The following is a 22,820-nucleotide window of genomic DNA, read 5'->3' on the forward strand; positions in this document are numbered from 1 at the left end:
GCCTCTAACATATCCACAGCCGTGTCTGGCTCTACGGTGATCGTAAACCTGACTAGACATTGGTCACGCTTAAGCTGATCAATCACCGCAGGTTCGCTCAGGTCCGGGATGACATGCTGCATACGGCTTACCTCTTGGAGTACGGGGCAGAACATCGATGCCCAAAGTCTGCCCCGGTCTTATCACGCCGCCTTAGCCGCAGCGCTCGCCTTGTTTATTGAGGTCACCGCAAGGTTGGTGAGCTTGTTGTTGGTCGCCTTCTCTTCATCGAGAATTTCGCTCAGGAGCTTGTGCGCCTCATCGTGGCCAAGGTCCTTTGCCCACTCTCGCAGAGAGCCGTATCGCGAAATCTCGTAGTGCTCGACTGCCTGACATGCCGCAAGAAGCCCGGCATTCAGAGCGACACCAGAAGCCTCTTTCATCAGACCCTCAGCTTCTTTGATGAGCCCCTCAATCGCATCACACTTCTCGCCGGCGGCTTTCTTGCCGAGCGATTTAAAAACCTGATCCAGCTTTTTGATCTGTACCTTCGTCTCGGCGAGGTGATTTTCCGCAGCCTTCTTCAGATTTGCGTCCGTGGCCGCCTTCGCAACCTTCGGCAGAGCTTTCACGATAGCATTCTCAGCATAATAGACGTCCTCAAGCGTATGCTCGAATATGTCGGCCAGCGTCTTCATGGCACTTCTCCGGGTTAGAACCAGTGCAATAATGACGTCCCAGATGGATTGTTCCTTGGTGCCGTTAACAGGATTGGTCTGGCGCAGATGCTGACCAGAAGGTCGGCGTTATCGAGTACAACACGCCCTCATCCAACGCGGAAGTTCGTGGCGTCAGTCGAGCTTTTCTGTCATTACAGGCAGCGATGCCTACAAATGTCCGCACGCTGGTCAGATCGCAGATACTTTTTATCGCCGTCGGCGTCTTAGCGCTTCTGGCCATTGTTTCTGCTGCCTTTTGGCTTGACGATCGGTCAAGCGTAATCGCAAGCCAGATCTTGGATGCGCGTGACCTTAAATCAGCCTCTGTTGACCTCGGCGCGCTTGTACAGCGGGCGGAGTCCAGCCAGCGAGGATTCCTATACACAGAAAATGAGATCTATCTGGCACCATATGATCTCGCGAAAGAGGCCGCTTTAAGGGACATCGACGCACTTCCGCCGCGTGTCGAGGGGTACGCCGACTTGGTTGCGGTCACCGAACGTCTAAAGCAGGTCATCACAGAGAAGTTTGCGGAAATGGACGAGAGCATTCGTCTCACTCGTTCACGCGAGAGGAGTTCGGCGCTGGACTTGGTGCTGACTAACCGAGGCAAGGCACTGATGGATGAGGCAATGGTCTATATCAGCGGACTCAGCCTCGCTGCGGACAGGCGCTTGAATAGCCTCGTATCGGAGCAAACTGCCAATACGTTGTGGCAACGCCTAGTTTCCATCGTCGGAGCGACTGTGGTGGCGGCTGCAGCGTTCGCCGCGCTGTTCACCATCATTCGTTACGCGAGGGAACTGTCACGTGCCCACAAAATGCTAAGCGCGGCCAACACTCAGCTTGAAACAAAGGTTGCCAACAGGACAGCCGACCTAGCGAAAAGCACTGAGGAAATGCGGGCTGCAAAGGATCGTGCAGAATCCCTGATGCTTGAGGTTAATCACCGGGTTGCCAATAGTCTGGCGATCGTATCATCCTTGATTGGCCTTCAAGCAAATTCCAGTGGGGACGCTTCAACCAAAACCGCGCTGACAGAAACTCAGTCACGCATCCAAGCTGTGGCGCTCGTCCATCAGCGTCTCTACAGGTCTGACAACGTTACCGAAGTGGCACTAGACGATTACCTGCGCAGCTTGCTCGACCAATTTCAGACAACGATGGGTGACGATAAGCGCATCTCGCTCAGCTACCATCTGGAACCTATTTCGTTGCGGACAGACGCCACAATCAACCTGGGCGTTATTGCCTCCGAATGGGTGATGAACGCCGCAAAATATGCCTATCCTGAACGAGCCGGACCAGTTCGTGTCAATTTAACGCGAGGAGCTGAGGGCGATGCTTTATTGTCTGTCGAAGACGACGGGGTCGGCCGAGGTACGGGACCGGCACAAGGTACTGGTCTGGGAAGTCGGATCGTTAAGGCGATGGCGACGGCTTTGCGCGGACGCGTTGAATACGTGGATCGCAATCCGGGTCTTTCCGCTAGGCTAGCTTTTCCGCTCTCGGCATGAAATGGATTGGGTAGCCTCTAGCTGGGGTAAGGGTCTGTCGCTGCGGGTGCCGTCCGGTGTTTGATAGGTACAAGTTCACTGCTGCCTGTTTGGTTACGCTGGGCCTGCATTCCGTAGCTCAAGGCCAGGAGGGCGTTCCGCCTGGCATCACGGAACCTTTAATTCTTGCACCATATGTCGCCACGGAAGCTCAGTGTACGAGGCCGCCGGGCCTCCAGCAGAACCTGGTTTTTGTACAAGATAATCGACGGGACTTCATGGAAGGCGTGGGGTTTGGCCTCGAACGCGCTGCCGGCGACCGCGATCTGACCTATTCCAATGTTCTTTCGGAGAATGACGCAGGGCGGATGATCGAACAGGTCAATGCGCTTCGTGCATCCGCGACAGGGGCGGTGGTGGTTGCACCTGTTGATCCTCGGTCGCTGGCTCCCAGTCTGCAGGCGCTTATAGCTCAAGGCACCTATGTTGGCGCAGTGGTGCCGCCCCCCGCAGTCACAATTCTCAACGCACCGCAGTATCTGACTGGAAAAACGCTTGCCGAGGAAGCTGCTCGTTACATTCGGGATAGTCTCGGTGGCAAAGCAAATGTCGTCCTTCTCACCCATGACAGTCTTCAATTCCTGGCCCCTCGGTTCAGGGCAATGCGCGACGTTCTTGGCCAGTTGCCGGGCGTGACGATTGTTGCCGACATATCTCCGACGCCGGTGAGTGAGGAGGGAGGCTACCAGACAATGAAGACCATCCTCTTGGCCCAGCCTGATATAGACGTGGTGCTGGGTGCCGATGCTGTAGTGCTGGGAGCAATGCGTGCGCTTCGGGAATCCGGGAAGGCGCGGAACGATCAATTTCTCGGCGGAATAGATGGCGAGCCTGACGCTATTCGAGCTATCCAAACTAACGACGGCCCATATAGGGCCACTGTAAGTCTGGCGTCTTCGATCTTTGGATATGCCCTTGGGCAATTTGCCGCCGACTGGCTGGACGGAAAGGTCGTACCGCAAGGTTTGGATGTCCTGCCGAGTTTGCTCACTCGTGACAACATTGCCAATTATCAGGCAGAGATTTCCGACCCCGCCCAGGTTTGGAACGACAAAAAGCGCCGCGATGAGTACCTGAGAATGTACGGCGGTATCTGCTACGACACACGTAGTGAGTATCTGAATTTTGCTTGGTCTTCGGAAGCCGAGCCGAACTAACGCCGCGCAAAGTCTCATGACGGCGTACCTTCTTATCGCCTCGCTGGCGAGCCAACGCCATTTTACCTCCGCTAAAATGCCAAGGTGTCCTCACCACCTCTTCTCGGCAAATCCCGGCTATTCCCGGAAAAGGTCGCTTTCACCCTCCCAAATCAGCTCGTGCTCAGACGGCTTATTTGACCGTTATTTGACGACTTTCGGGATCAAGGCGCTAAGTGATTGAAAAGATTGGTACGCCCACGGGGAATCGAACCCCGGTTTGCGCCGTGAGAGGGCGCCGTCCTGACCGCTAGACGATGGGCGCGGAAGCCGCGATATAGGCTGGCTATCCAGAAAATGCAACGGGCTTCGCGGCAAATCAAACAGCGGTGCCAGAAGTGCCCAGTTGGTCGAGCAAACTCAGCGCTTCGGCTCGATGAGATCCCATAAATTGCCATAGAGGTCGGCGAAGACGGCCACCGTGCCGTAGGCTTCGCGGCGCGGCTCTTCTCTGAAGGCAACGCCTTTGGCCAGCAGGGCCGCATGATCGCGATGGAAATCGTCCGTTTCCAGGAACAGGAAGACCCGGCCACCGGTCTGGTCGCCGACACGTGCCTGCTGGCTTTCGCCTTCGGCCTTGGCGAGCAACAGTCTCGCGCCGGAATTGCCGGCGACCAGCGTCACCCAGCGCTTGCCGCCGCCAAGATCGACATCCTCGGCGCGCTGAAGGCCGAGTTTCTCGGCGTACCAGTTCGCCGCCTCGTCATAGTCAGCCACGACAAGCGCCACGGTCGCGATGCGGCGATCGGGGGCGCTCATTCCTCAGCCACCACGAAGCGGCCGACCACGCGTTTCGACAGGATGTCGTAGATGTAGATCGCCCGGCTGCCGTCCGTCAGGTCGAGCGCGAGCGAGAGACGGTTGCCCGACAGCGACTGCGAGACGATCCGGGCTCCCGCCGGAAGCACGATCTGCCCCTCGACGACTCCCTCCGGCGACGGGATCTCGACGCCAGCATCGACCACAGCTGGCGCGGGCGTCGTATTCATCGACTTGTAGACAAGGGCCGCAACGACGATCATAAGGGCGGCGAAAAGTATGCCGAGGTTGATGGCCACAAAACGCACCAGCTTGCGCCTGACATTCTCGACCGCCGGATCCAGCGGTTTTTCCTCTTCGATATTCAAAACCGGCCGCGTCATGATCAAGTCCCGGATGTCCGATGGGCGACCCTGATAACGAAGACCCTCGCGAATTGATAGGGTCCTTGCGGTTTGAAGCCACGCAGGAGGCCGCAGGCAAGCGGCTGGATCAGTGGCTGACACAAATGCTGGGAGCGGAGTTCTCGCGCAGCCGCGTCCAGGCGCTCATCCGCCAGGGGGCGATCGCAGTCGACGGTAAGCCGGTCGACGATCCCGGCCGAAAGCTGAAGGCCTTCAACATTCTCGATGTAGCCCTGCCCGGGCCGGAAGCCGCCCAGCCCGCAGGCGAGGATATACCGCTCGACATTCTCTATGAGGACGCCGAACTGGTCGTCATCAACAAGCCGGCCGGGCTGGTCGTCCACCCCGGCGCGGGAAACGCCACGGGCACGCTCGTCAACGCGCTGATCCACCATTGCGGCGACAGCCTGTCGGGCATCGGCGGCGTGAAAAGGCCGGGTATCGTGCACAGGCTGGACAAGGAGACATCGGGCGTAATGGTCGTCGCCAAGACCGATCGGGCGCATCGTGCCCTGTCCGAGGCCTTTGCGGATCACGGCCGCACCGGAGACCTCCAGCGCGCCTATGTCGCTCTGCTCTGGGGCACACCGGAACGCAACGCCGGCACGGTCGACGCGCCGCTCGGCCGCGCCGCCGACCGGGTCCGGCGGTCCGTGGTGCCGGCGGGCCGTGGCGACGCTCGCCACGCTGTCACACACTATAAGGTACTCGATCGTTTCGGGACGTCGGTCGCAACCGGCAAGCCGGGCGCGCGAAATCCCGCCGCCCTTGCAGCGCTGGTGGAATGCGAACTGGAAACTGGCCGAACACACCAGATCCGTGTTCATATGGCCCATATGGGCCATCCGGTCGTCGGCGATCCGGACTACGGCCAGGCCTTCCGCACCAAGGCGAACCGGCTGTCGGAGCCAGCACGGACAGTGGCGAAGAACTTTCAGCGCCAGGCGTTGCACGCGCAACTTCTTGCCTTCACTCATCCAGTGACGGGTGAGATGATGCGCTTTGAAGCTCCGCTTCCCGCCGACATGGCGGAGCTGGTTGCGGCGTTCCGCGCAAGCTGACTTCACCGCAATTCAATCTGCGTTCAGCAAATGGAACTGGCGTTGCGGCACGCCAACATTACAATCTGTTTAGTTTTGAACAAACCTCTGTATTTTCCGGTTTTGTTCCTATATATGTCGGTTGGCCCCGGATGCGCGCAAATGCGGCCGGTGCCTCATGCCCGCCTCGTTTGAGGGGGCAAAGTAAGAGAGAGGAGGGCGCAACAATGGCCCAGTCACTGCCAAGTATCGTTTCCGGAGAGGGCGGCCTGTCCCGCTATCTCGAGGAAATCAGACGTTTTCCCATGCTCCAGCCGCAGGAAGAGTACATGCTCGCCAAACGGTATAACGAGCATGGAGACACCAGCGCAGCCCATAAGCTCGTCACCAGCCATCTCCGGCTCGTGGCCAAGATCGCCATGGGCTATCGCGGCTACGGCCTGCCGATCGGCGAGGTCATCTCCGAAGGCAATGTCGGCCTCATGCAGGCCGTGAAGAAATTCGAACCCGAGCGCGGGTTCCGGTTGGCGACCTACGCCATGTGGTGGATCAAGGCCTCGATCCAAGAATACATCCTGCGTTCGTGGAGCCTTGTGAAGATGGGCACGACCGCCAACCAGAAGCGGCTGTTCTTCAACCTGCGCAAGGTGAAGGGCAAGATCCAGGCGCTCGACGACGGCGACCTCAAGCCGGACCAGATCGCGGAGATCGCGACTCGGCTGAACGTCTCGGAAGAGGAAGTCGTGTCGATGAACCGCCGTCTCTCCGGCGACGCCTCGCTCAACGCGCCGATCCGCGCATCGGAAGGCGAGTCCGGCGAATGGCAGGACTGGCTGGTCGACGACAGCGACAATGCCGAGCAGATCCTGGTCGAACAGGACGAGCTCGACAACCGCCGCGCCATGCTCAGCGACGCCATGTCGGTGCTGAACGATCGCGAGCGGCGCATCTTCGAGGCGCGTCGCCTCGCAGACGAGCCGCTGACGCTGGAAGAACTGTCGAGCGAGTTCGACATCAGCCGCGAGCGCGTGCGCCAGATCGAGGTCCGCGCTTTCGAGAAGGTGCAGGATGCCGTCAAGGCGGCTGCCAAGCGGCAGCTTCAGGCCCTGCGGACCATCGAGGCGCAGCCGACAGCCTGACGAAACCTGTTCGTCTGAAATGCAAAACCGCGCCGGAACCGGCGCGGTTTTTTCACGTCGGAAGACTGCTTCGTGTCACCAGGGTACGTGAAAAATCTCCACCCGGGGCAAACCGATCGGCGTCACGCCGACATCGCGCGCCAGCACGCCAAACCCCTCGGTTTCGACAAGATCCTTGTAGGGCTTCTCCGGGAAAAGCAGTCCGGCGCGATGCAGCGACGCATCGACCAGAAGCATCGTGCCACCGACGCCATGCAGTTCGACCTTTTCCAGATGACGAAGGTCGGAAAGATGAAGGCGCCCCCAAAAGTCCGCGGGGGGCTGGTACAGGCCATCCTTGACCGACCTGTAATATTGATAGTCTCTTCTCGCCCAGGTCGTCAGAAAATTGTTGCAGTCAAAACTGTGGCCGCCGGCGACCTTGACGCAGTTCGGCGTCACGATCCTGTCTCCGGTCGACAGGAGCGTCCGCAGGATGTCCGGAGGAAACTTCCACACATCGATATCGATCCACAGCGCCCAGTCATCGCTTTCGTCAAGGCCGTGCTGCAGAATGTGGTTCCTGACCTTTGCCAATCCACTGCGCCGTTCGCGCTGGAACCTCGGCTTGTGGCGCTTCAGGCGGTCGAGCTTTGTTCCGAGGCCCTTTTGCAGAAGGACGATGTCACGGTATCGGTCGCGCAGCGCAGCAACCGATGCCTGCAGGCGCTCCCAACTGCCATCCTTGCTGTCCCCTTCGCAGAAAACCAGCTTGATGCGTTCGCTTGGATAGTCGAGCGAACCGATGAGGTGCAGAAACGGTTCGATATGCTCGACTGCGTCCCGCAACGGTACGAGCACAGCGATGTTTCCGTCCTTGGGAGCAGACCTGCGGATGACTTCCGGAGCTATCCTGCCTTGCAGTTCCTTCTCGTCGCTCTGCGCGCCGCGTGTCAGGTAGTATTTGGCGCGGTAAAAGCGCTTCTTGACGGATCGTCCGAACTTCCGGCCAACGGGCTTCGCCAGCCACGTGCCGGCCCAATGATGTATCGACAGGTTTTCAACCTGCTCGTTTTCCGGCGAGGCATCCTGTTTTCCATGATGATCGATTGGAGCGAATAACTTCGGGGGATGGACAATCAGGCCGGCTTGGTCGGAGTAACTCACCTGCGCGGACGTTAGAAGGCAGGGGCCGGTCGCGTTCAGCACCTCGCCGCTATGGGCCGAGTACAGCATGTTAGCCTGCACATGGGCCCAGAACGGATGCTTTGCCGGACTTGCGATGGTGCCGTTGAAGAGAAGATGCGGCAGGCGGTGCTGGGACGTATGAGCAACCTGGTGGGCCGCGGGTTCCTTGCACATCACGACTCGGTCTTCAGCCATGATCGGGTCGAACGGCGCGACGCACTCACAGTCCAGATCGGCATAGACCCCGCCGAAATGATGCAGCAGCAGGTAACGGCCCGCGTCGGCCCGGAATATGCCGCTCGGATAGCCGCAGAAGGTATCGACGAATTCAGGGTAGTGCTCGCCCACGAAATCGAGGAGCGTCCGATCATTCCAGAACATTCTCGTCCAGCCGGGATTGTGCTTCGCCCAACTGTCGACCCAAGGCTGGAATTGCTCCGGAATCCGGTCTGTCTTCCAGGTCTGGTGCAGAATCCGCGGTATCATTCCGGAGAACCGTTGCCATGTCGCCCAGGAGGAGGGTGAAAGTCGTTGACGATCAGTTCCGGAGTACCGCCGGGCTGCTTCTCGTCATGTGACCGCGACAGAATTCCGGCATCTCCGGACATTCCGGCCGTACCGAAGCCAAAGAGCCCTGTGGCATACCCGCGCCAGATTCTGAGCCTGTATTGCAGCGCTTTCAAATCACGCAGGCCGCCGCCGCCGTAGTGTCGCGACACGCGCATCATGTCAGCCGCTTCATTGAACCGGCGCTGGCGGATCAGATGTCGCACGATCCGCATTGAGATGAAGCTCTTGCGCTTTTGAAGGACGTCTTCCGGGAAGCCGAACGAGCGCAATTTGTCGAGTTCGACGGCAATGCCGCTGAAGACGCCGTGCGGATCGGAAACGAAGCGTCGCGACATGCGGGCCTCGTCGAGATTGTAGGCCAGGACGGGCTGCCCGATCGTCGTCACGGCGCAACGCGAAAGAATCGCCGCCCAATAGATCGTATCCTCGTCGAGATTTATGCTTTCGGGAAATCGCACTCCGGCGGCGGCCTTCGCGGTGACGAGCGCGCTGCCGACCGTGATGGAGCGTAGCTCATTCAGGAGATAGCGCCTGGCGTTCGCAGAATTGTCCTGCCCGTAATTGCCGGGAAGCTTCAACTTCTGGACGGTCTGTCCGCGATGGATCGAGGCTCCGATTGCAAGGCTGGCGGCCGGAGATGCGTCCAGAGCGTCGCTGAGCAGCGTCATCCCGCCCGGCAACACCTCATCGTCGGCGTCCAGAAAAAACAGGCGACCGCCGCGCGCCCGGTCGAGGCCGAAGTTCCTGGCAGCCCCAGCGTTCGAGAAGCCGGCTTCAAATACCGTCAGGGGCAAGCCATGCAGATCCCCCGCCTTCGCTGCCACATTGGCCGTTCCGTCCTGCGACCCGTCGTCTACGAGCAAGATTTCGTGGATCAACGCCTTGTCGGCTTCGAGGCTCGACAATGTCCGCGCTATCGTCGAGGAGGCGTTCCTCGCCGGTATGATGACGCTTATCTGCCCCGATCCGGTTTTCGGCATATTGCGGCGCGCGGGCGCATTCTCCAGATAGTGATCCTGTGGGAACCGGGGCAGATGGCTCCTCGGTCCCCGCCACTTCGCACTTTTGGCCAGCTTAGCCAATAGCCCTAACGTTGGACAAGACACGATGATCTCGTCCGACGCTGGTGTATCGGCGACATACAGGCGAAATGGATCTCTAGACTCAGGTCGCCGGCTTGGGCGACAGTTTCTCCGCAATGGCTTCCATGCGCTGGGCAAGCCCGCCCAGCGCGCCGGTCAGCGCGGCGTCGCTTCTGTCCGCCTTGCTGAGCGCTTCGTCGCGCGTCTTGCGCAGCGTCGCGATCTCGCTTTCCATCCCCATCAGGCGTTTCTGCACTTCTGACAACTCGTCCATCACCATGATACCGGCCATGACGGTCAGCCGCTGATCGCCGATCTCGCCGAACGAATCCTTCAGGTGCGAGACATAGCGGTCAAAGCGCTCGGCGAGGCCGATCAGGTGCTCTTCCTGTCCCTCGTCGCAGGCCATCCGATAGGCCTTGCCGTCGATCGTCACAGTGACCTGCGCCATGATCCTACCTGTCCAGAACCGCGCGGATGGTTTCCATAGCCGTCACCAGCCGGCGCGAAACTTCCTTGTTCGCCTCCTCGAGCCTGTCGCTCCTGGCCTCGGAACTGTCGAGTTCCTGCGCAAGCCGGCCTCGATCGGCGTTCAGCCTCTGTACCTCGGCTTCAGCTTCGGAATAATCCTGCTCGTGCTCAAGGCGCACGGAGACTGCGGATTCAAGCGCATCCATCGCCCTGCCCAACCTGGCAAGCACTTCCTTCAAGGTGGCTTCCTCGGTCATGGCTCCCGTGTCCGACCCGCCCATCACCGAATCGTTCGCATTCAGAACGATTTACCAGAGAAACATTAGGCATCGAGTGAAATCCTCGTCAACAAAGCTCTCTACACTGTCCCCTGCGAAGGCGTGCACAAATCATTTCGACGACGAAAGACGCCTGGACGCTCGCCGCCACGAGTCAGACGGCCTCGCGCGGGGACCTTCATTTTGTTGACACCAAAACCGTGCCTGATATGTGTCGCGGCGACTTTCCTGCTTATCGATCGAACCCACGAACGGAGCGACCATGGCCTCGCGCGAACAGCATGACCGGATGGCGAACGCCATACGTTTCCTTTCCATGGATGCCGTCGAGAGGGCGAATTCCGGCCATCCCGGCCTGCCGATGGGCTGCGCCGACATCGCCACCGTGCTGTTCACGAAATATCTGAAGTTCGATCCGAAGAACCCCAAATGGCCGGACCGTGACCGCTTCGTGCTGTCGGCGGGCCACGGTTCCATGCTGCTCTACTCGTGCCTCTATCTCACCGGCTACGAGGATATGACGATCGACCAGATCGAACGCTTCCGTCAGCTTGGCTCCAAGACGGCGGGACACCCGGAATACGGGTTCGCAACCGGCATCGAGACAACCACCGGCCCGCTCGGCCAAGGTGTCGCCAACGCGGTTGGAATGGCGCTCGCCGAGCGCGTCATGAATGCGCAGTTCGGCGACGACCTCGTCGACCACCACACCTACGTCATCTGCGGCGACGGCTGCCTGATGGAAGGCATCAGCCAGGAGGCCATCGCGCTGGCTGGCCGGCTGAAGCTCAACAAGCTGATCGTCTTCTGGGACAACAACAACATCTCGATCGACGGTCCGGTCTCGCTCGCCGACATCACCGACCAGGTGGCGCGTGTCGAGGCCTCCGGCTGGAACGCCTTCCACATCGACGGCCACGACCAGGAGGCCATCGCCAAGGCCATCGAGACCGCGCAGAAGTCCGACAAGCCGACGCTGATCGCAGCCAAGACCACAATCGGCTTCGGTGCGCCGACCAAGGCCGGAACCAAGGCCGCCCACGGCTCGCCGCTCGGCAAGGACGAGATTGCCGCGACCCGCAAGGCGCTCAACTGGGATTCGCCTCCCTTCGTCATCCCCGATGACGTGCTGAAGTCCTGGCGCGACGCCGGTGCCCGTGGTGCGGCACCCCGCGCCGAATGGGAAAAGCGGCTTGCGGCAGCGGGCGATCGCGGCAAGGAATTCAGCCGCCGCATGGCCGGCGAGCAGCACGCCGGCTTCGACGACGCCATCGCGGCCTACAAGCAGAAGCTGGCGGCCGACAAGCCGAAGGTCGCGACCCGCAAGGCGTCAGAGATGGCACTCGAGGTCATCAACGGCACGCTGCCCGAGACGATCGGCGGCTCGGCCGACCTGACCCCTTCAAACAACACCAAAACCAGCCAGACGTTGGAACTGTCGGCAGCCAACTACGGCAATCGCTATGTCCACTACGGCATCCGCGAGCACGCGATGGCGGCGGCCATAAACGGCATCACGCTGCATGGCGGCCTGATCGCTTATGGCGGCACCTTCTTCTGCTTCACCGATTACGCGCGGCCGGCCATGCGGCTTGCCTCCCTGATGGGCATCCGCTCGCTCTTCGTCATGACGCACGACTCGATCGGCCTCGGCGAAGACGGCCCGACCCACCAGCCGGTGGAACATCTCGCCGCGATGCGCGCTATCCCGAACCATCTCGTCTTCCGCCCGGCGGACGCGATGGAGACGGCCGAGTGCTGGCAGGCGGCGATCCATTCGACGAAGGCGCCCTCGACGCTGGTGCTGACGCGCCAGGACCTGCGCGCCGTGCGCACCGAATATGTTGCCGAGAACCTGTCGGCGAAAGGTGCTTATGAACTGGCGGCAGCCGAGGGCGGTGAGGCGAAGGTCTCCATCTTCGCCAGCGGGTCCGAGGTCGAGATAGCTCTGGATGCCCGGGACATCCTGCAGCAGGCCGGCACCCCGACGCGGGTTGTCTCCGTACCCTGCTTCGAGTTGTTCGAGGAACAGGACAAGGCATATCGCGAGAAGGTTCTTGGCAAGGCGCCGGTAAAAGTCGCGGTCGAGGCGGCGCTGCGCTTCGGCTGGGACCGGTTCGTCGGGTCGGACGGCGCTTTCGTCGGCATGACCGGCTTCGGCGCCAGCGCGCCCGCCAAGGAGCTGTACAAGTATTTCGGCATCACTGCCGAGGCGGTGGCCAAGGTCGCCGGCGACCGGGTCAAGAACGGTGTGCCGAAGGGCGAGGACGCCCGCGCCATCCCGGATAGCGAACCGGCGCGCCCTCACCCTTGAGGCGCGTGTTCGGGCTAGCCCTTAACGGGCTGGCCCAATACTTCGACAGCTAATCGATTTAAATTCACCTTCCCGGCGTCTGGATTCTTTCTCCTTTCGCCGCTATGAAGCTGCGACCCTTCCCAAGCGCTGCAGGAGATTGACATGGCTGTCAGAGTTGCAATCAACGGATTTGGCCGCATCGGCCGCAACATCGTGCGCGCGATCTATGAATCCGGCCGCACCGACATCGACGTCGTTGCCGTCAACGACCTCGGCCCGGTCGAGACCAACGCGCATCTGCTGCGTTTCGACAGCGTGCACGGCAAGTTCCCCCGGGAAGTAACCGTAAACGGCGACACGATCTCGACCGGCAAGGACAGCTTCAAGGTTCTGGCCGAGCGCGACCCGTCGAAGCTTCCCTGGAAAGAGCTGGGCATCGACATCGCCATGGAATGCACCGGCATCTTCACGGCCCGCGACAAGGCAGCCGCGCACCTGACCGCCGGCGCGAAGCGCGTGCTGGTCTCGGCCCCGGCCGACGGCGCCGACCTGACAGTCGTCTACGGCGTCAACCACGACAAGCTGACCAAGGACCATATCGTCGTCTCGAACGCGTCCTGCACCACCAACTGCCTCGCCCCGCTCGCCGCTGTCCTGCACGAGGCTGTCGGCATCGAGAAAGGCATGATGACGACGATCCATTCCTACACCGGCGACCAGCCGACTCTGGATACCATGCACAAGGATCTGTACCGCGCCCGCGCCGCGGCGCTGTCGCAGATTCCGACCTCGACGGGTGCCGCCAAGGCCATCGGCCTTGTCATCCCGGAACTGAAGGGCAAGCTCGACGGCATCTCCATCCGCGTGCCGACGCCGAACGTCTCGGTCGTGGACTTCAAATTCATCGCCAAGAAGAACACGACCGTCGAGGAGATCAACAACGCGGTCATCGCGGCGTCGAAGGGCAAGCTGAAAGGCGTGCTCGCCGTCACCGCGCACCCGAACGTCTCGATCGACTTCAATCACGATCCGCATTCCTCGACGCTGGCGCTGGACCAGACCAAGGTCATGGATGGCAACTTCGTCTCGGTGCTGTCGTGGTACGACAACGAGTGGGGCTTCTCGAACCGCATGGCCGACACGGCCGTAGCCTTCGCCAAGACGATCGCCTGACCTGGCTTTGTCGGTTCTCACGACTGGGGCAAAATTGTCCAAAACTCCTTCGAACGCCCGGCTTGCCCGGGCGTTTTCTTTTGCCGCATAGAGATGCGGACTTCTCCCACGACGGCAGACCGCCATGATCATCCGCCCCCGACCGACCTTCCTGCAGCTCTTCTTCGTGCTGCGCGGTTCCGTCGTGCCGCGCATCCTGCCGCAGATCATCGGCTTCGCGATCTACGCGGCGATCGTCGTCGTCGCAGTCGAGCTGCTCGCCGTCCCGCTTCACGATTTCAACATCGCTCCCTTCGGCCTGATCGCGGTTACGCTGTCGATCTATCTCGGCTTCCGCAACAACGCCGCCTACGACCGCTGGTGGGAGGCGCGCAAGCTCTGGGGCCAACTCGTCTACGACATCAGGAACCTCGCCCGCGCCAGCGACGGGCTCGTCGCCGATCGCGGCGAATGGCGGTCGCTCCTGATGGAGGCGCTTGTTTTCTGCCACCTGCTGCGGGCGCAGTTGCGCAAAGTCGACGCGATGGAAAAGGCGAAGGATTTGCTCGGTGGCGACGTAGGCGAAATCGCATCAGCCGCCAACAAGCCGGACGCCGCGATGCGGCGCATGGGTGCGCGGATCGCAAGGCTGAGGCGGCATGGATCGGTCGACGCCATCGGCTATCGCATCCTCGACGAGCGGCTTGCCGGCATGTCGGCGCCGCAGGCGGGCTGCGAGCGCATCGCGACCACGCCCCTGCCCTTCGCTTACACTCTGCTGCTCCAGCGCACCGCCTATATCGTTTGCCTGCTGTTGCCCTTCGGGCTGGCGACGACGACCGGCTGGGCGACGCCGCTCTTCACCGCCCTCATCGCCTACACATTCTTCGGGCTCGATGCGCTGTCGGAAGAACTGGAAGACCCGTTCGGCACGGAGGCCAACGACCTCGCGCTCGACAGCCTGTGCCGGGTCTGCGAGATTTCCGTGTTCGAGGCGCTGGGCGAACCGCCACCAGCGCCGCTTGGCGCCGAGCGCTTCTACTACTCCTGAGCGCGAAACCTTCCGGCGTCCGATACGTCGTGCATACTTGAATCCGCGCCGCTTGCCGCTAATGTCCCGCCAAATCCTCCCCTGAAGGAAACACTCATGGCCCACTTCCGAACGCTCGATGATCTCGGCGACATCAAAGCCAAGCGCGCACTCGTGCGCGTCGATCTGAACGTACCGATGGTCGACGGCAAAGTGACGGACGCAACCCGCATCGAACGCGTCGCGCCAACCATTCTCGAGCTCTCCGACAAGGGCGCCAAGGTCATACTCATGGCCCATTTCGGCCGACCGAAAGACGGGCCGGACCCCGCATTGTCCCTGGAGCCGATCGCACGGGCGACGTCGAATATCATCGGCCGCAATGTCACCTTCATTCCGGACTGTATCGGCAAGATGGTGGAAGGGGCGATCTTCGCCATGCTGCCGGGCGACATCGCGCTTCTGGAAAATACCCGTTTCTACAAGGGCGAGGAAAAGAACGACCCGGAATTCACCAAGAAGCTCGCGGCCAATGGCGACTTCTATGTAAACGACGCCTTTTCGGCGGCGCACCGTGCTCATTGCTCGACCGAAGGACTTGCAAAACTCCTGCCCGCCTATGCCGGCCGCACCATGCAGGCCGAACTGGAGGCGCTCGATCGCGGACTCGGCAATCCGGAGAAGCCCGTGGTCGCGATCGTCGGCGGGGCAAAGGTCTCGACCAAGCTCGACCTTCTGATGAACCTCGTCAAGAAGGTCGATGCGCTGGTGATCGGCGGCGGCATGGCCAACACCTTCCTCGCGGCGCGCGGCGAGAATGTCGGCAAGTCGCTCTGCGAGCACGACCTCGCGCCGACCGCCCGCCAGATCATGATCGAGGCTGCGACCGCGGGCTGTGCCATCATCCTGCCGACGGACGCGGTTGTCGCCAAGGAATTCAAGGCGGGCGCGGCGAGCGATGTGGTTCCCGTCAACGCTGTTCCGGCCGATTCGATGATCCTCGACGTCGGCCCGAAATCGATCGAGGCGGTCAACGCATGGATCGACCGCGCCAACACGCTGGTCTGGAACGGCCCGCTCGGCGCTTTCGAGACGAAGCCATTCGACAAGGCCACCGTGGCGGTCGCGAAGCACGCAGCGAGCCGCACCAAGGCCGGCAAGCTGCTGTCGGTGGCCGGCGGTGGCGACACGGTCGCGGCGCTGAACCATGCAGGCGTGGCAGACGACTTCACCTATGTCTCGACCGCCGGGGGGGCCTTCCTCGAATGGATGGAAGGCAAGGAACTGCCTGGCGTCGATGTGCTGAAGCGCAACTAAGGCGCTATCATTGAAGCGCCTTCAATTGAATCGATTGAGCATGGCTGGCTTACGGTAGCCTTGCGTCACGCCTTCACGTATTGAGTTCTTGAAATCATAAAATCGGGAGAATTTGATGAACAAGGAGATGGCCGCGCAGGCCGGTAAAAAGAACGGCTTCATCGCCGCGCTCGATCAATCGGGTGGCTCCACACCGAAAGCTCTCAAGGAATATGGGATCGACGCAAGCGCCTGGTCCAACGACGCTCAGATGTTCGACCTCGTCCACCAGATGCGCACGCGCATCATCACGTCCCCCGCTTTCACCGGCGACAAGATCATGGGCGCGATCCTGTTCGAACAGACGATGGACCGCGACATCGACGGCATTCCGACGGCGCAGTATCTTTGGGAGAAGCGTCAAGTCGTGCCGTTCCTGAAAGTCGACAAGGGCCTCGCGGACGAGAAGGACGGTGTCAAGGTGATGAAACCCATGCCGGATCTCGATGCGCTGCTGAAGCGCGCAGTCGCGAAGGGCATCTTCGGCACCAAGATGCGTTCGGTGATCGACGCCGCGAACCCGGTCGGCATCAAGGCTGTCGTCGACCAGCAGTTCGAAATCGGCAGGCAGATCTTGGCGCACGACCTCGTTCCGATTATCGAGCCGGAAGTGACGATTTCGATCCCGGACAAGGCGGCAGCCGAGGATATCCTGCTCGCCGAAATCACGAAACACCTCGACGGCGTACCATCAGGCAAGCAGGTCATGCTGAAGCTGACTCTGCCGACCAAGGCCAATCTCTACAAGGCTCTGACCCAGGACCCGCGCGTCATGCGCGTGGTGGCTCTGTCGGGCGGTTATTCCCGCGCCGATGCGAACGAAAAACTGAAGCACAATGACGGCATCATCGCCAGCTTCTCGCGCGCGCTGACGCAGGGCCTGTCTGCCGGCCAGACCGACGAACAGTTCAACGCGGAGATCGCCTCGACCATCGACAGCATCTTCGATGCGTCCAGCCACAAGATCGCCGCCTGAAAATCAGGCCTCCGGTAACGCATAAAAGCCCCGCTCCGGCGGGGTTTTTCATTGCAGATGGCTGAGCAGCACCGTCACCATCATCGCGGCCAGCGCTGCAACGGCCAGCTTCCAGAAATCACGCCGCTGCTTCAAGCCCGGCAGGCCAAGCGGCTTGATGAGCTGAATCACCATCATGGCCAGGATCACTAGGGCGAGTATTTTCGACATACGGCTTTTGAGCAGGCGCGCTGGCTGCTGTCAAAGCCAGTATCCGATCGCCTTCGCTCCTTTCACACGGCGCTTTATTGTGTAAAGCATCTGCGATCGGCAATTTGTCCGGTAAACGCCAGCTTGAGGGAGTGGCGCAGATATGTTTCGTCAGTGGGCCGTCAGGTATTTTCGGTCATTCTCCTTGGCGGGCCTGCTCTTCGGCACGTTGTTTTTCGCGGCTTCGCTGACACCGACGCTGATCCCGCGCAACTTTCTGACGCAGGGTGTCCTGTCGGGCTGCTCGGCGGCCGCAGGATATGGCGTTGGCTTCTTCTTGCAATGGCTCTGGCGCTATCTCGAACTGCCAGAACCCAAGGGGCGGTTCCTATTCGGCACCAAGCTCGCCGCCACGATTATCTGTGGCGCCATCGGCATAGGGTTCCTGTGGCGCGCGGCGGCATGGCAGAACTCCATCCGCAGCCTGATGGAAATGGAGCCGGTCGATACGGCACACCCGATCGAGGTCGGCGCAATCGCAATCGTGACATTCGTCCTCCTCATCGCGCTTGCCAGGCTGTTCAAGCGAACGCTTTACTTCGTGTCGAGGCACTTGAATCGCTATGTGCCGAAGCGCTTTTCCTACGTCGCCGGCACCGTGATCGCTGCCCTGCTGTTCTGGTCGATCGGCGACGGCATCATCTTCCGCACCGCGTTGCGTTTCATGGATGGCTCGTTCGAGCGGCTGGACGCGCTCATTCCGCCTGAAACAAGCCAGCCATCCGATCCCGCCAAGACGGGCAGCCCTGAGTCGCTGGTGCGCTGGGACGATCTCGGCCGCATGGGCCGCTCTTACATCAGCACCGGTCCGTCCGCCGCCGACATCACCGCCGTGACCGGAAAGCCGGCGCTTGAGCCGATCCGCGTCTATGTCGGCATGCACTCGGACGAGTCCCCTCAGGCGCGCGCAAAGCTGGCGCTTGAGGAATTGAAGCGCGTCGGCGGCTTCGACCGCTCCACGCTGGTGATCATCACGCCCACCGGCACCGGCTGGGTCGACGAACAGGCGATCAATCCCATCGAGTTCCTGCACAATGGCGACATCGCCAGCATCGGTGCGCAATACTCCTACCTCGCCAGCTGGATGTCGCTGCTGGTGGAGCCCGGCTACGGTGCCGAGCAGGCACGCGCGCTGTTCTCGGAGGTCTACGGCTACTGGAGAACCCTGCCAAAGGAGACGCGGCCGAAACTCTATCTGTTCGGCCTCAGCCTAGGCGCGCTCAGCTCGGAACTGTCCAACGAATTGTTCGAAGTGCTTGGCGACCCGTACCAGGGCGCGCTTTGGGCGGGCCCACCCTTCTCCAGCCGCATCTGGAATTCAATCACGCGCGACCGCAACCCCGGCTCACCGGAGTGGCTGCCGAAATTCCGCGACGGGTCTTTTGTCCGATTCACGGCGCAGAAGAACGCACTTGATATCCCGGGCGCGGTGTGGGGCCCGATGCGCGTCGTCTACCTGCAATATGCAAGCGACCCCATCACCTTCTACGATCCGCATTCGCTCTATCACGAACCCGACTGGATGCAGCCACCGCGCGGTCCGGACGTATCGCCCTATCTCGGCTGGTACCCTGTCGTCACCTTCCTGCAGCTGACGCTCGACATCGCCATGGCAACCACCTCGCCGATGGGCTACGGCCACGTCTTCGCCGCCGAGCACTACATCGACGCTTGGATGGAGGTGGCCGACATCCAGGGCTGGTCGCCAGACGACGTGGCCCGGCTGAAACAGCACTTCATCGACCTGCGGAACCAGGAGAGCAGTTAGCGCGGGCGGTTCAGGTTGCGGCCGGTCTCAGTGTTCGACCAGTCTCAGTGCTCGACCGGCCCACCTGCCTTCTTCCAGGCCTCGATGCCGCCTTCGATATGGAAAGCCGAGCCTATGCCCGCGTCGCGTGCGGCAGTCACCGCCATGGCGGAGCGTTCCCCGAAGGCGCAGAAGAAAGCGAGTTTCTGCATCGACCCTAGTTGGTGGAGGATGCCGCCCGCCTTCACGCTGTCGTCAATGGTCGCATAGGGCATGTGCAGCGCGCCGGGGATCGTGCCATGGCGTTCGCGCTCGCTCTTTTCCCTAAGGTCCACCAGCGCGACATCCGGGCGGCCGAGCAAGCCGACCGCTGAACCGGCCTTGATCGCCCAGCCCTTGGCCGCGACCTCGTCCTGATGAAGGCCGATATGCATGTTGGCCGGCACGGCGACATCCATCATCTTGGGATTGGGCAAATTGAGGTTGTTCATCAGCTCGACATAGGCTTCCATCGACGGCACCTGAAGCCGGGGATTGTTGCGCTTCTCCTCGCCAATGGTACTCACCGTGTCGCCCTTGTAATCGTGCGCCGGGAAAACGAGCGTATCGTCATGCAGCCTGAGCAGGCGGTTGAAGATCGACTCGTATTGCTGGCGCGGGTCGCCGTTCTGGAAGTCGGTCCGGCCAGTGCCGCGGATCAGCAGCGTATCGCCGGTAAAGACGCGGTCCTCCATGACGAAGGAATAGGAATCGTCCGTGTGGCCTGGCGTATAAACGACATCGAGGCTGACGCCCTCGATCGACAGCTTGTCGCCATCGGCAAGCCGCATCGACACGACGTCGGCCTTGGTCTGCTCGCCCATGACGGTGATGCAATGGGTACGATCGCGCAGTTCGCCCAGCCCGGTGACATGGTCGGCGTGCAGGTGTGTATCGACGGCCTTGACCAGCCTGAGATCGAGCTCGTTGCAGAGCTTGATGTAGCGGTCGACCTTTTCCAGCACAGGATCGATGATAAGGGCCTCAGCCCCGCGCCGGCTGGCGATCAGATAGCTGTAGGTGCTGGACGTGGAATCGAAGAGCTGGCGGAAAATCATGCTGGCCTCCCAACGATCATTTGGATCGGTGGGAGATTAGCACAGCAGAGGGATCTTTTGCGCGACGATTATTTCGGCTGCGGCACGATGCGGATATAGGGGCGAGGTGCTTTCCAGCCGTCGGGGTACTGCTTCTTCGCGTCGTCATCCGATACCGAGCCAAGGATGATCACGTCGCCGCCCTGCTTCCAGTCGACCGGCGTCGCCACCTTGTGCTTGGCGGTGAGCTGCAGCGAGTCGATCGTGCGCAGGATCTCGTCGAAGTTTCGCCCGGTGCTCATCGGGTAGATGAGCGCCAGCTTGATCTTCTTGTCCGGGCCGACCACGAAGACGGCGCGTACAGTGGCGTTGTCCGCCGGCGTGCGGCCATCGGACGTGCCCGCCGTGTCAGCAGGAAGCATGCCGTAAAGCTTCGACACCTTCAGGTCGGTATCGCCGATCATCGGATAGTTCGGGGCGGTGCCTTGCGTCTCGGCGATGTCGATCGACCATTTCTTGTGGTTCTCGACGGGATCGACCGAAAGGCCGATGACTTTCACGCCGCGCTTGTCGAATTCCGGCTTCAACGCCGCCATGCGGCCAAGCTCGGTGGTGCAGACCGGCGTGAAATCCTTCGGGTGCGAGAAGATGACGCCCCAGCTGTCGCCCAGCCATTCGTGGAAGCGGATCGGCCCTTCTGTCGTGTTCGCCTCGAAATCGGGAGCGGTGTCGTTGATCGTCAGGGCCATGGGTATCTCCTTGGATTGCCGCGCGGCAGGGTGGGTCGTGAGTGCCGGTCGTCGGACCGCCTACATTCGGGCGGCAATCTATGACCGAGATTCCCTACGGGCAAGCCGCGCATTTGCTCAAAAGCAGTCAAAACCGGGTGATTTCAGGTCTTGTGCAGTCTGACCGGAGAACCTTTTTCCCTGACGACGATTCCCTTGGCTTCCAGGTCGAGGTGAACGGCCTTCACCCACCAACCGGCGGTGGCGCCGCCGGGAAACAACTCGTCGGGAAGATTTTTCAGAACACCCTTCTGCAGCTCTGCGACCTTCATACCCGGAGGCTTAGCAGGCAGAACGGCCAGCACCGCCTTGCGCATCGCGACATATTTGTCCGGGTCGACCGAATAGGTCTTGCCGGGCTGGAGGACATTCTCGATCTGGATTTTCTCGGTTTTGGCCATTCTTGCTCCTCCGAATGCAGGACCTGCCATAGGACGTATTGTCGTGCAAATCCCCGACAGATCATCGGACAAATAATACGTGCCTGGACTGTCCGGTTGACCTTCCTGTCCCTTGCGGCCAGCATCCTCCGCTGCAATTCGAACCGGCAAGCGAAAACACAAGGAGTATTCCCATGAACATCGGCGGCAAGGCGACCATCGTCACTGGCGGCGCGAGCGGCATCGGCTACGCCATCGCCGAGCGTTTCGTGAAAGACGGCGCCAGCGTCATGATCGCTGATGTCGACCCGGCGCGCGGTGAGAAAGCGGCCGCCGCTCTCGCGGCAAAGGGCAAGGCTCTCTTCCACAAGACGAACGTGGCCGACCGGGCCGAGGTCGACAGCCTGGTTGCCGCCGCCATAGCGGCGTTTGGCAGGATAGACGTACTGGTGAACAATGCCGGTATCGTGCACGCCTCGGACTTCCTCGACCTCGCTGAAGCGGATTTCGACCGCGTGCTCGGCGTCAACCTCAAGGGCTCCTTCCTGGTCGGCCAGGCGGTTGCACGTCACATGGCCGAGCGCGTCAAGGCTGGCGAAAAACCGGGCTCGATTGTCAACATGTCCTCGGTAAACGCAGTCTTCGCGCTGCCGAACCAGATCCCCTATTCGGTCTCGAAGGGCGGCGTAAACCAACTGACAAAGGGCATGGCCATCGGCCTTGCGCCCTATGGGATCCGCGTCAACGCGATCGGGCCGGGATCGATCATGACCGAGATGCTGGCCAGCGTGAACAGCGATCCGGCGGCCAAGAACCGGCTGCTGTCTCGTACGCCGCTGGGGCGCATCGGCGAACCGGCTGAAATCGCGGCAATCGCGGCTTTTCTCGCTTCCGACGAGGCAAGCTACATCACCGGCCAGACCATCTACGCTGATGGCGGGCGCCTGCCGCTGAACTACGTCGTGCCTGTGAAACACTAGCTTTTCCGGGGCCTTTGCGACCGCCCGAAAACGGGCTTGATCGCTCCTGACGGAGGGCTGTCAGGAGGGGCATGCGATAGTGTTCTCCTAACAGGAGGAGAACCGCCATGACCCCGCTCGCTGCCAGCCTTTTCGAGTCAGTTCGCAGCTATTCGCGCAGGCTGCGCACCATGCACGACGATTTCCGCATGGCCCATTTCATGTATTCCCTCCCGGAAGACATCCGCAAGGATATCGGCTGGCCCGACTTCGATGGTGGCCGCATCTCGCGTGGGCGCTAGGGACCCGGAAATGCACCTGCTTCCTTCTTCCGCAAAACGCGCTATCCTGAAGGCTCCTGACAATATGCTGTCAGGAGCCCTGTGGCAGTTTTGCCCTCCGGCCGGATGCCTTTCACGTCGCATTGGGCCGTGCTTTTTTGAGGGAACGG

General features: G+C 61.1%; 23 protein-coding genes and 1 tRNA gene. 12 read left to right on the plus strand and 12 right to left on the minus strand.

Annotated elements, in window-relative coordinates; translation table 11 throughout:
• Nucleotides 1-182: 182 nt before the first annotated feature.
• Nucleotides 183-677, minus strand: coding sequence for a YciE/YciF ferroxidase family protein (locus ABMA32_RS14030; RefSeq protein ID WP_349014367.1), 495 nt, complete (start codon nucleotides 675-677; stop codon nucleotides 183-185).
• Between the two features lie 185 nt (nucleotides 678-862).
• Between ABMA32_RS14030 and ABMA32_RS14035 the strand changes: the two genes are divergently transcribed.
• Together ABMA32_RS14035 and ABMA32_RS14040 are read left to right on the plus strand one after the other, a co-directional pair.
• Nucleotides 863-2,215: a sensor histidine kinase gene (locus ABMA32_RS14035; protein ID WP_349014368.1), complete on the plus strand. Its 1,353-nt coding sequence runs from the start codon at nucleotides 863-865 to the stop codon at nucleotides 2,213-2,215.
• Nucleotides 2,216-2,271: 56 nt separating this feature from the next.
• The gene (locus ABMA32_RS14040) at nucleotides 2,272-3,411 is read left to right on the plus strand and encodes a sugar ABC transporter substrate-binding protein (RefSeq protein WP_349014369.1); all 1,140 of its coding nucleotides are present in this window, start codon (nucleotides 2,272-2,274) and stop codon (nucleotides 3,409-3,411) included.
• A 229-nt stretch (nucleotides 3,412-3,640) separates the two neighbouring features.
• Here the strand turns inward: ABMA32_RS14040 and ABMA32_RS14045 are convergent.
• The 3 genes from ABMA32_RS14045 to ABMA32_RS14055 form a co-directional block, all read right to left on the minus strand.
• Nucleotides 3,641-3,715, minus strand: a tRNA-Glu gene (locus ABMA32_RS14045).
• Between the two features lie 95 nt (nucleotides 3,716-3,810).
• Entirely contained in the window at nucleotides 3,811-4,209 is a 399-nt protein-coding gene (locus ABMA32_RS14050) for a VOC family protein (protein ID WP_349014370.1), read from the minus strand.
• Nucleotides 4,206-4,592: a fimbrial protein gene (locus ABMA32_RS14055; protein ID WP_349014371.1), complete on the minus strand. Its 387-nt coding sequence runs from the start codon at nucleotides 4,590-4,592 to the stop codon at nucleotides 4,206-4,208. The genes ABMA32_RS14050 and ABMA32_RS14055 overlap by 4 nt, the downstream gene beginning before the upstream one ends.
• A 20-nt stretch (nucleotides 4,593-4,612) precedes the next feature.
• Here ABMA32_RS14055 and ABMA32_RS14060 point away from each other — a divergent pair, with 20 nt between their 5' ends.
• Both ABMA32_RS14060 and rpoH read left to right on the plus strand, forming a co-directional pair.
• Nucleotides 4,613-5,674 (plus strand): RluA family pseudouridine synthase, encoded by a 1,062-nt coding sequence (locus ABMA32_RS14060; RefSeq protein WP_349014372.1) that lies wholly within the window; start codon nucleotides 4,613-4,615, stop codon nucleotides 5,672-5,674.
• 206 nt (nucleotides 5,675-5,880) lie between these two features.
• On the plus strand, nucleotides 5,881-6,792 hold the full coding sequence (rpoH, locus tag ABMA32_RS14065; protein ID WP_349014373.1) for an RNA polymerase sigma factor RpoH: 912 nt from the start codon (nucleotides 5,881-5,883) through the stop codon (nucleotides 6,790-6,792).
• A 75-nt stretch (nucleotides 6,793-6,867) separates the two neighbouring features.
• Here the strand turns inward: rpoH and ABMA32_RS14070 are convergent, their stop codons facing one another.
• The 4 genes from ABMA32_RS14070 to ABMA32_RS14085 form a co-directional block, all read right to left on the minus strand.
• Complete coding sequence (locus tag ABMA32_RS14070; protein WP_349014374.1) at nucleotides 6,868-8,445, minus strand: glycosyltransferase; 1,578 nt, start codon at nucleotides 8,443-8,445, stop codon at nucleotides 6,868-6,870.
• Nucleotides 8,442-9,509, minus strand: coding sequence for a glycosyltransferase family 2 protein (locus ABMA32_RS14075; RefSeq protein ID WP_349014375.1), 1,068 nt, complete (start codon nucleotides 9,507-9,509; stop codon nucleotides 8,442-8,444). The genes ABMA32_RS14070 and ABMA32_RS14075 overlap by 4 nt, the downstream gene beginning before the upstream one ends.
• A 184-nt stretch (nucleotides 9,510-9,693) precedes the next feature.
• Nucleotides 9,694-10,062, minus strand: coding sequence for a cell division protein ZapA (locus tag ABMA32_RS14080; protein ID WP_349014376.1), 369 nt, complete (start codon nucleotides 10,060-10,062; stop codon nucleotides 9,694-9,696).
• A gap of 4 nt (nucleotides 10,063-10,066) precedes the next feature.
• On the minus strand, nucleotides 10,067-10,339 hold the full coding sequence (locus tag ABMA32_RS14085; RefSeq protein WP_349014377.1) for a DUF4164 domain-containing protein: 273 nt from the start codon (nucleotides 10,337-10,339) through the stop codon (nucleotides 10,067-10,069).
• 283 nt (nucleotides 10,340-10,622) lie between these two features.
• Here ABMA32_RS14085 and tkt point away from each other — a divergent pair, with 283 nt between their 5' ends.
• The 5 genes from tkt to ABMA32_RS14110 all read left to right on the plus strand — a co-directional run bounded on the left by tkt (nucleotide 10,623) and on the right by ABMA32_RS14110 (nucleotide 17,170).
• Nucleotides 10,623-12,674, plus strand: coding sequence for a transketolase (gene tkt / locus ABMA32_RS14090; RefSeq protein ID WP_349014378.1), 2,052 nt, complete (start codon nucleotides 10,623-10,625; stop codon nucleotides 12,672-12,674).
• Between the two features lie 144 nt (nucleotides 12,675-12,818).
• Nucleotides 12,819-13,829, plus strand: a complete 1,011-nt coding sequence (gap, locus tag ABMA32_RS14095) for a type I glyceraldehyde-3-phosphate dehydrogenase (protein ID WP_349014379.1) — start codon at nucleotides 12,819-12,821, stop codon at nucleotides 13,827-13,829.
• Between the two features lie 124 nt (nucleotides 13,830-13,953).
• Nucleotides 13,954-14,859, plus strand: coding sequence for a bestrophin family protein (locus ABMA32_RS14100; protein ID WP_349014380.1), 906 nt, complete (start codon nucleotides 13,954-13,956; stop codon nucleotides 14,857-14,859).
• A 96-nt stretch (nucleotides 14,860-14,955) separates the two neighbouring features.
• Nucleotides 14,956-16,155: a phosphoglycerate kinase gene (locus ABMA32_RS14105; protein ID WP_349014381.1), complete on the plus strand. Its 1,200-nt coding sequence runs from the start codon at nucleotides 14,956-14,958 to the stop codon at nucleotides 16,153-16,155.
• Between the two features lie 112 nt (nucleotides 16,156-16,267).
• Nucleotides 16,268-17,170 carry a fructose bisphosphate aldolase gene (locus ABMA32_RS14110; RefSeq protein WP_425475526.1) on the plus strand — a complete coding sequence of 301 codons (903 nt, stop codon included), beginning with the start codon at nucleotides 16,268-16,270 and terminating at the stop codon, nucleotides 17,168-17,170.
• Between the two features lie 48 nt (nucleotides 17,171-17,218).
• Here the strand turns inward: ABMA32_RS14110 and ABMA32_RS14115 are convergent, their stop codons facing one another.
• Nucleotides 17,219-17,380 (minus strand): hypothetical protein, encoded by a 162-nt coding sequence (locus ABMA32_RS14115; protein WP_349014383.1) that lies wholly within the window; start codon nucleotides 17,378-17,380, stop codon nucleotides 17,219-17,221.
• A gap of 142 nt (nucleotides 17,381-17,522) precedes the next feature.
• Between ABMA32_RS14115 and ABMA32_RS14120 the strand changes: the two genes are divergently transcribed.
• Nucleotides 17,523-19,187, plus strand: coding sequence for an alpha/beta hydrolase (locus tag ABMA32_RS14120; RefSeq protein WP_349014384.1), 1,665 nt, complete (start codon nucleotides 17,523-17,525; stop codon nucleotides 19,185-19,187).
• Nucleotides 19,188-19,231: 44 nt separating this feature from the next.
• Here the strand turns inward: ABMA32_RS14120 and ABMA32_RS14125 are convergent, their stop codons facing one another.
• The 3 genes from ABMA32_RS14125 to ABMA32_RS14135 all read right to left on the minus strand — a co-directional run bounded on the left by ABMA32_RS14125 (nucleotide 19,232) and on the right by ABMA32_RS14135 (nucleotide 21,431).
• Nucleotides 19,232-20,263, minus strand: a complete 1,032-nt coding sequence (locus ABMA32_RS14125; protein ID WP_349014385.1) for an MBL fold metallo-hydrolase — start codon at nucleotides 20,261-20,263, stop codon at nucleotides 19,232-19,234.
• 68 nt (nucleotides 20,264-20,331) lie between these two features.
• The gene (locus ABMA32_RS14130; protein ID WP_349014386.1) at nucleotides 20,332-20,991 is read right to left on the minus strand and encodes a peroxiredoxin; all 660 of its coding nucleotides are present in this window, start codon (nucleotides 20,989-20,991) and stop codon (nucleotides 20,332-20,334) included.
• A 143-nt stretch (nucleotides 20,992-21,134) separates the two neighbouring features.
• The gene (locus tag ABMA32_RS14135) at nucleotides 21,135-21,431 is read right to left on the minus strand and encodes a DUF6958 family protein (protein WP_349014387.1); all 297 of its coding nucleotides are present in this window, start codon (nucleotides 21,429-21,431) and stop codon (nucleotides 21,135-21,137) included.
• 173 nt (nucleotides 21,432-21,604) lie between these two features.
• Between ABMA32_RS14135 and ABMA32_RS14140 the strand changes: the two genes are divergently transcribed.
• A complete protein-coding gene (locus ABMA32_RS14140; RefSeq protein ID WP_349014388.1) occupies nucleotides 21,605-22,390 on the plus strand; it encodes an SDR family NAD(P)-dependent oxidoreductase in 786 nt (261 codons plus the stop codon).
• A gap of 107 nt (nucleotides 22,391-22,497) precedes the next feature.
• Nucleotides 22,498-22,671 (plus strand): hypothetical protein, encoded by a 174-nt coding sequence (locus tag ABMA32_RS14145; protein WP_349014389.1) that lies wholly within the window; start codon nucleotides 22,498-22,500, stop codon nucleotides 22,669-22,671.
• The last annotated feature ends 149 nt before the right edge of the window (nucleotides 22,672-22,820 follow it).

Source organism: Mesorhizobium quangtriensis (genome assembly GCF_040081925.1).
Lineage (GTDB): Bacteria > Pseudomonadota > Alphaproteobacteria > Rhizobiales > Rhizobiaceae > Mesorhizobium_K > Mesorhizobium_K quangtriensis.

Bases quoted from the DNA above. Each gene is read 5' to 3' on its own strand.
- ABMA32_RS14030 (WP_349014367.1), bottom strand. From the start codon at position 677: ATGAAGACGCTGGCCGACATATTCGAGCATACGCTTGAGGACGTCTAT.
- ABMA32_RS14035 (WP_349014368.1), top strand. From the start codon at position 863: ATGCCTACAAATGTCCGCACGCTGGTCAGATCGCAGATACTTTTTATC.
- ABMA32_RS14050 (WP_349014370.1), bottom strand. From the start codon at position 4,209: ATGAGCGCCCCCGATCGCCGCATCGCGACCGTGGCGCTTGTCGTGGCT.
- ABMA32_RS14055 (WP_349014371.1), bottom strand. From the start codon at position 4,592: ATGACGCGGCCGGTTTTGAATATCGAAGAGGAAAAACCGCTGGATCCG.
- ABMA32_RS14060 (WP_349014372.1), top strand. From the start codon at position 4,613: ATGGGCGACCCTGATAACGAAGACCCTCGCGAATTGATAGGGTCCTTG.
- rpoH (WP_349014373.1), top strand. From the start codon at position 5,881: ATGGCCCAGTCACTGCCAAGTATCGTTTCCGGAGAGGGCGGCCTGTCC.
- ABMA32_RS14070 (WP_349014374.1), bottom strand. From the start codon at position 8,445: ATGATACCGCGGATTCTGCACCAGACCTGGAAGACAGACCGGATTCCG.
- ABMA32_RS14075 (WP_349014375.1), bottom strand. From the start codon at position 9,509: ATGCCGAAAACCGGATCGGGGCAGATAAGCGTCATCATACCGGCGAGG.
- ABMA32_RS14080 (WP_349014376.1), bottom strand. From the start codon at position 10,062: ATGGCGCAGGTCACTGTGACGATCGACGGCAAGGCCTATCGGATGGCC.
- ABMA32_RS14085 (WP_349014377.1), bottom strand. From the start codon at position 10,339: ATGACCGAGGAAGCCACCTTGAAGGAAGTGCTTGCCAGGTTGGGCAGG.
- tkt (WP_349014378.1), top strand. From the start codon at position 10,623: ATGGCCTCGCGCGAACAGCATGACCGGATGGCGAACGCCATACGTTTC.
- gap (WP_349014379.1), top strand. From the start codon at position 12,819: ATGGCTGTCAGAGTTGCAATCAACGGATTTGGCCGCATCGGCCGCAAC.
- ABMA32_RS14100 (WP_349014380.1), top strand. From the start codon at position 13,954: ATGATCATCCGCCCCCGACCGACCTTCCTGCAGCTCTTCTTCGTGCTG.
- ABMA32_RS14105 (WP_349014381.1), top strand. From the start codon at position 14,956: ATGGCCCACTTCCGAACGCTCGATGATCTCGGCGACATCAAAGCCAAG.
- ABMA32_RS14115 (WP_349014383.1), bottom strand. From the start codon at position 17,380: ATGTCGAAAATACTCGCCCTAGTGATCCTGGCCATGATGGTGATTCAG.
- ABMA32_RS14120 (WP_349014384.1), top strand. From the start codon at position 17,523: ATGTTTCGTCAGTGGGCCGTCAGGTATTTTCGGTCATTCTCCTTGGCG.
- ABMA32_RS14125 (WP_349014385.1), bottom strand. From the start codon at position 20,263: ATGATTTTCCGCCAGCTCTTCGATTCCACGTCCAGCACCTACAGCTAT.
- ABMA32_RS14130 (WP_349014386.1), bottom strand. From the start codon at position 20,991: ATGGCCCTGACGATCAACGACACCGCTCCCGATTTCGAGGCGAACACG.
- ABMA32_RS14135 (WP_349014387.1), bottom strand. From the start codon at position 21,431: ATGGCCAAAACCGAGAAAATCCAGATCGAGAATGTCCTCCAGCCCGGC.
- ABMA32_RS14140 (WP_349014388.1), top strand. From the start codon at position 21,605: ATGAACATCGGCGGCAAGGCGACCATCGTCACTGGCGGCGCGAGCGGC.
- ABMA32_RS14145 (WP_349014389.1), top strand. From the start codon at position 22,498: ATGACCCCGCTCGCTGCCAGCCTTTTCGAGTCAGTTCGCAGCTATTCG.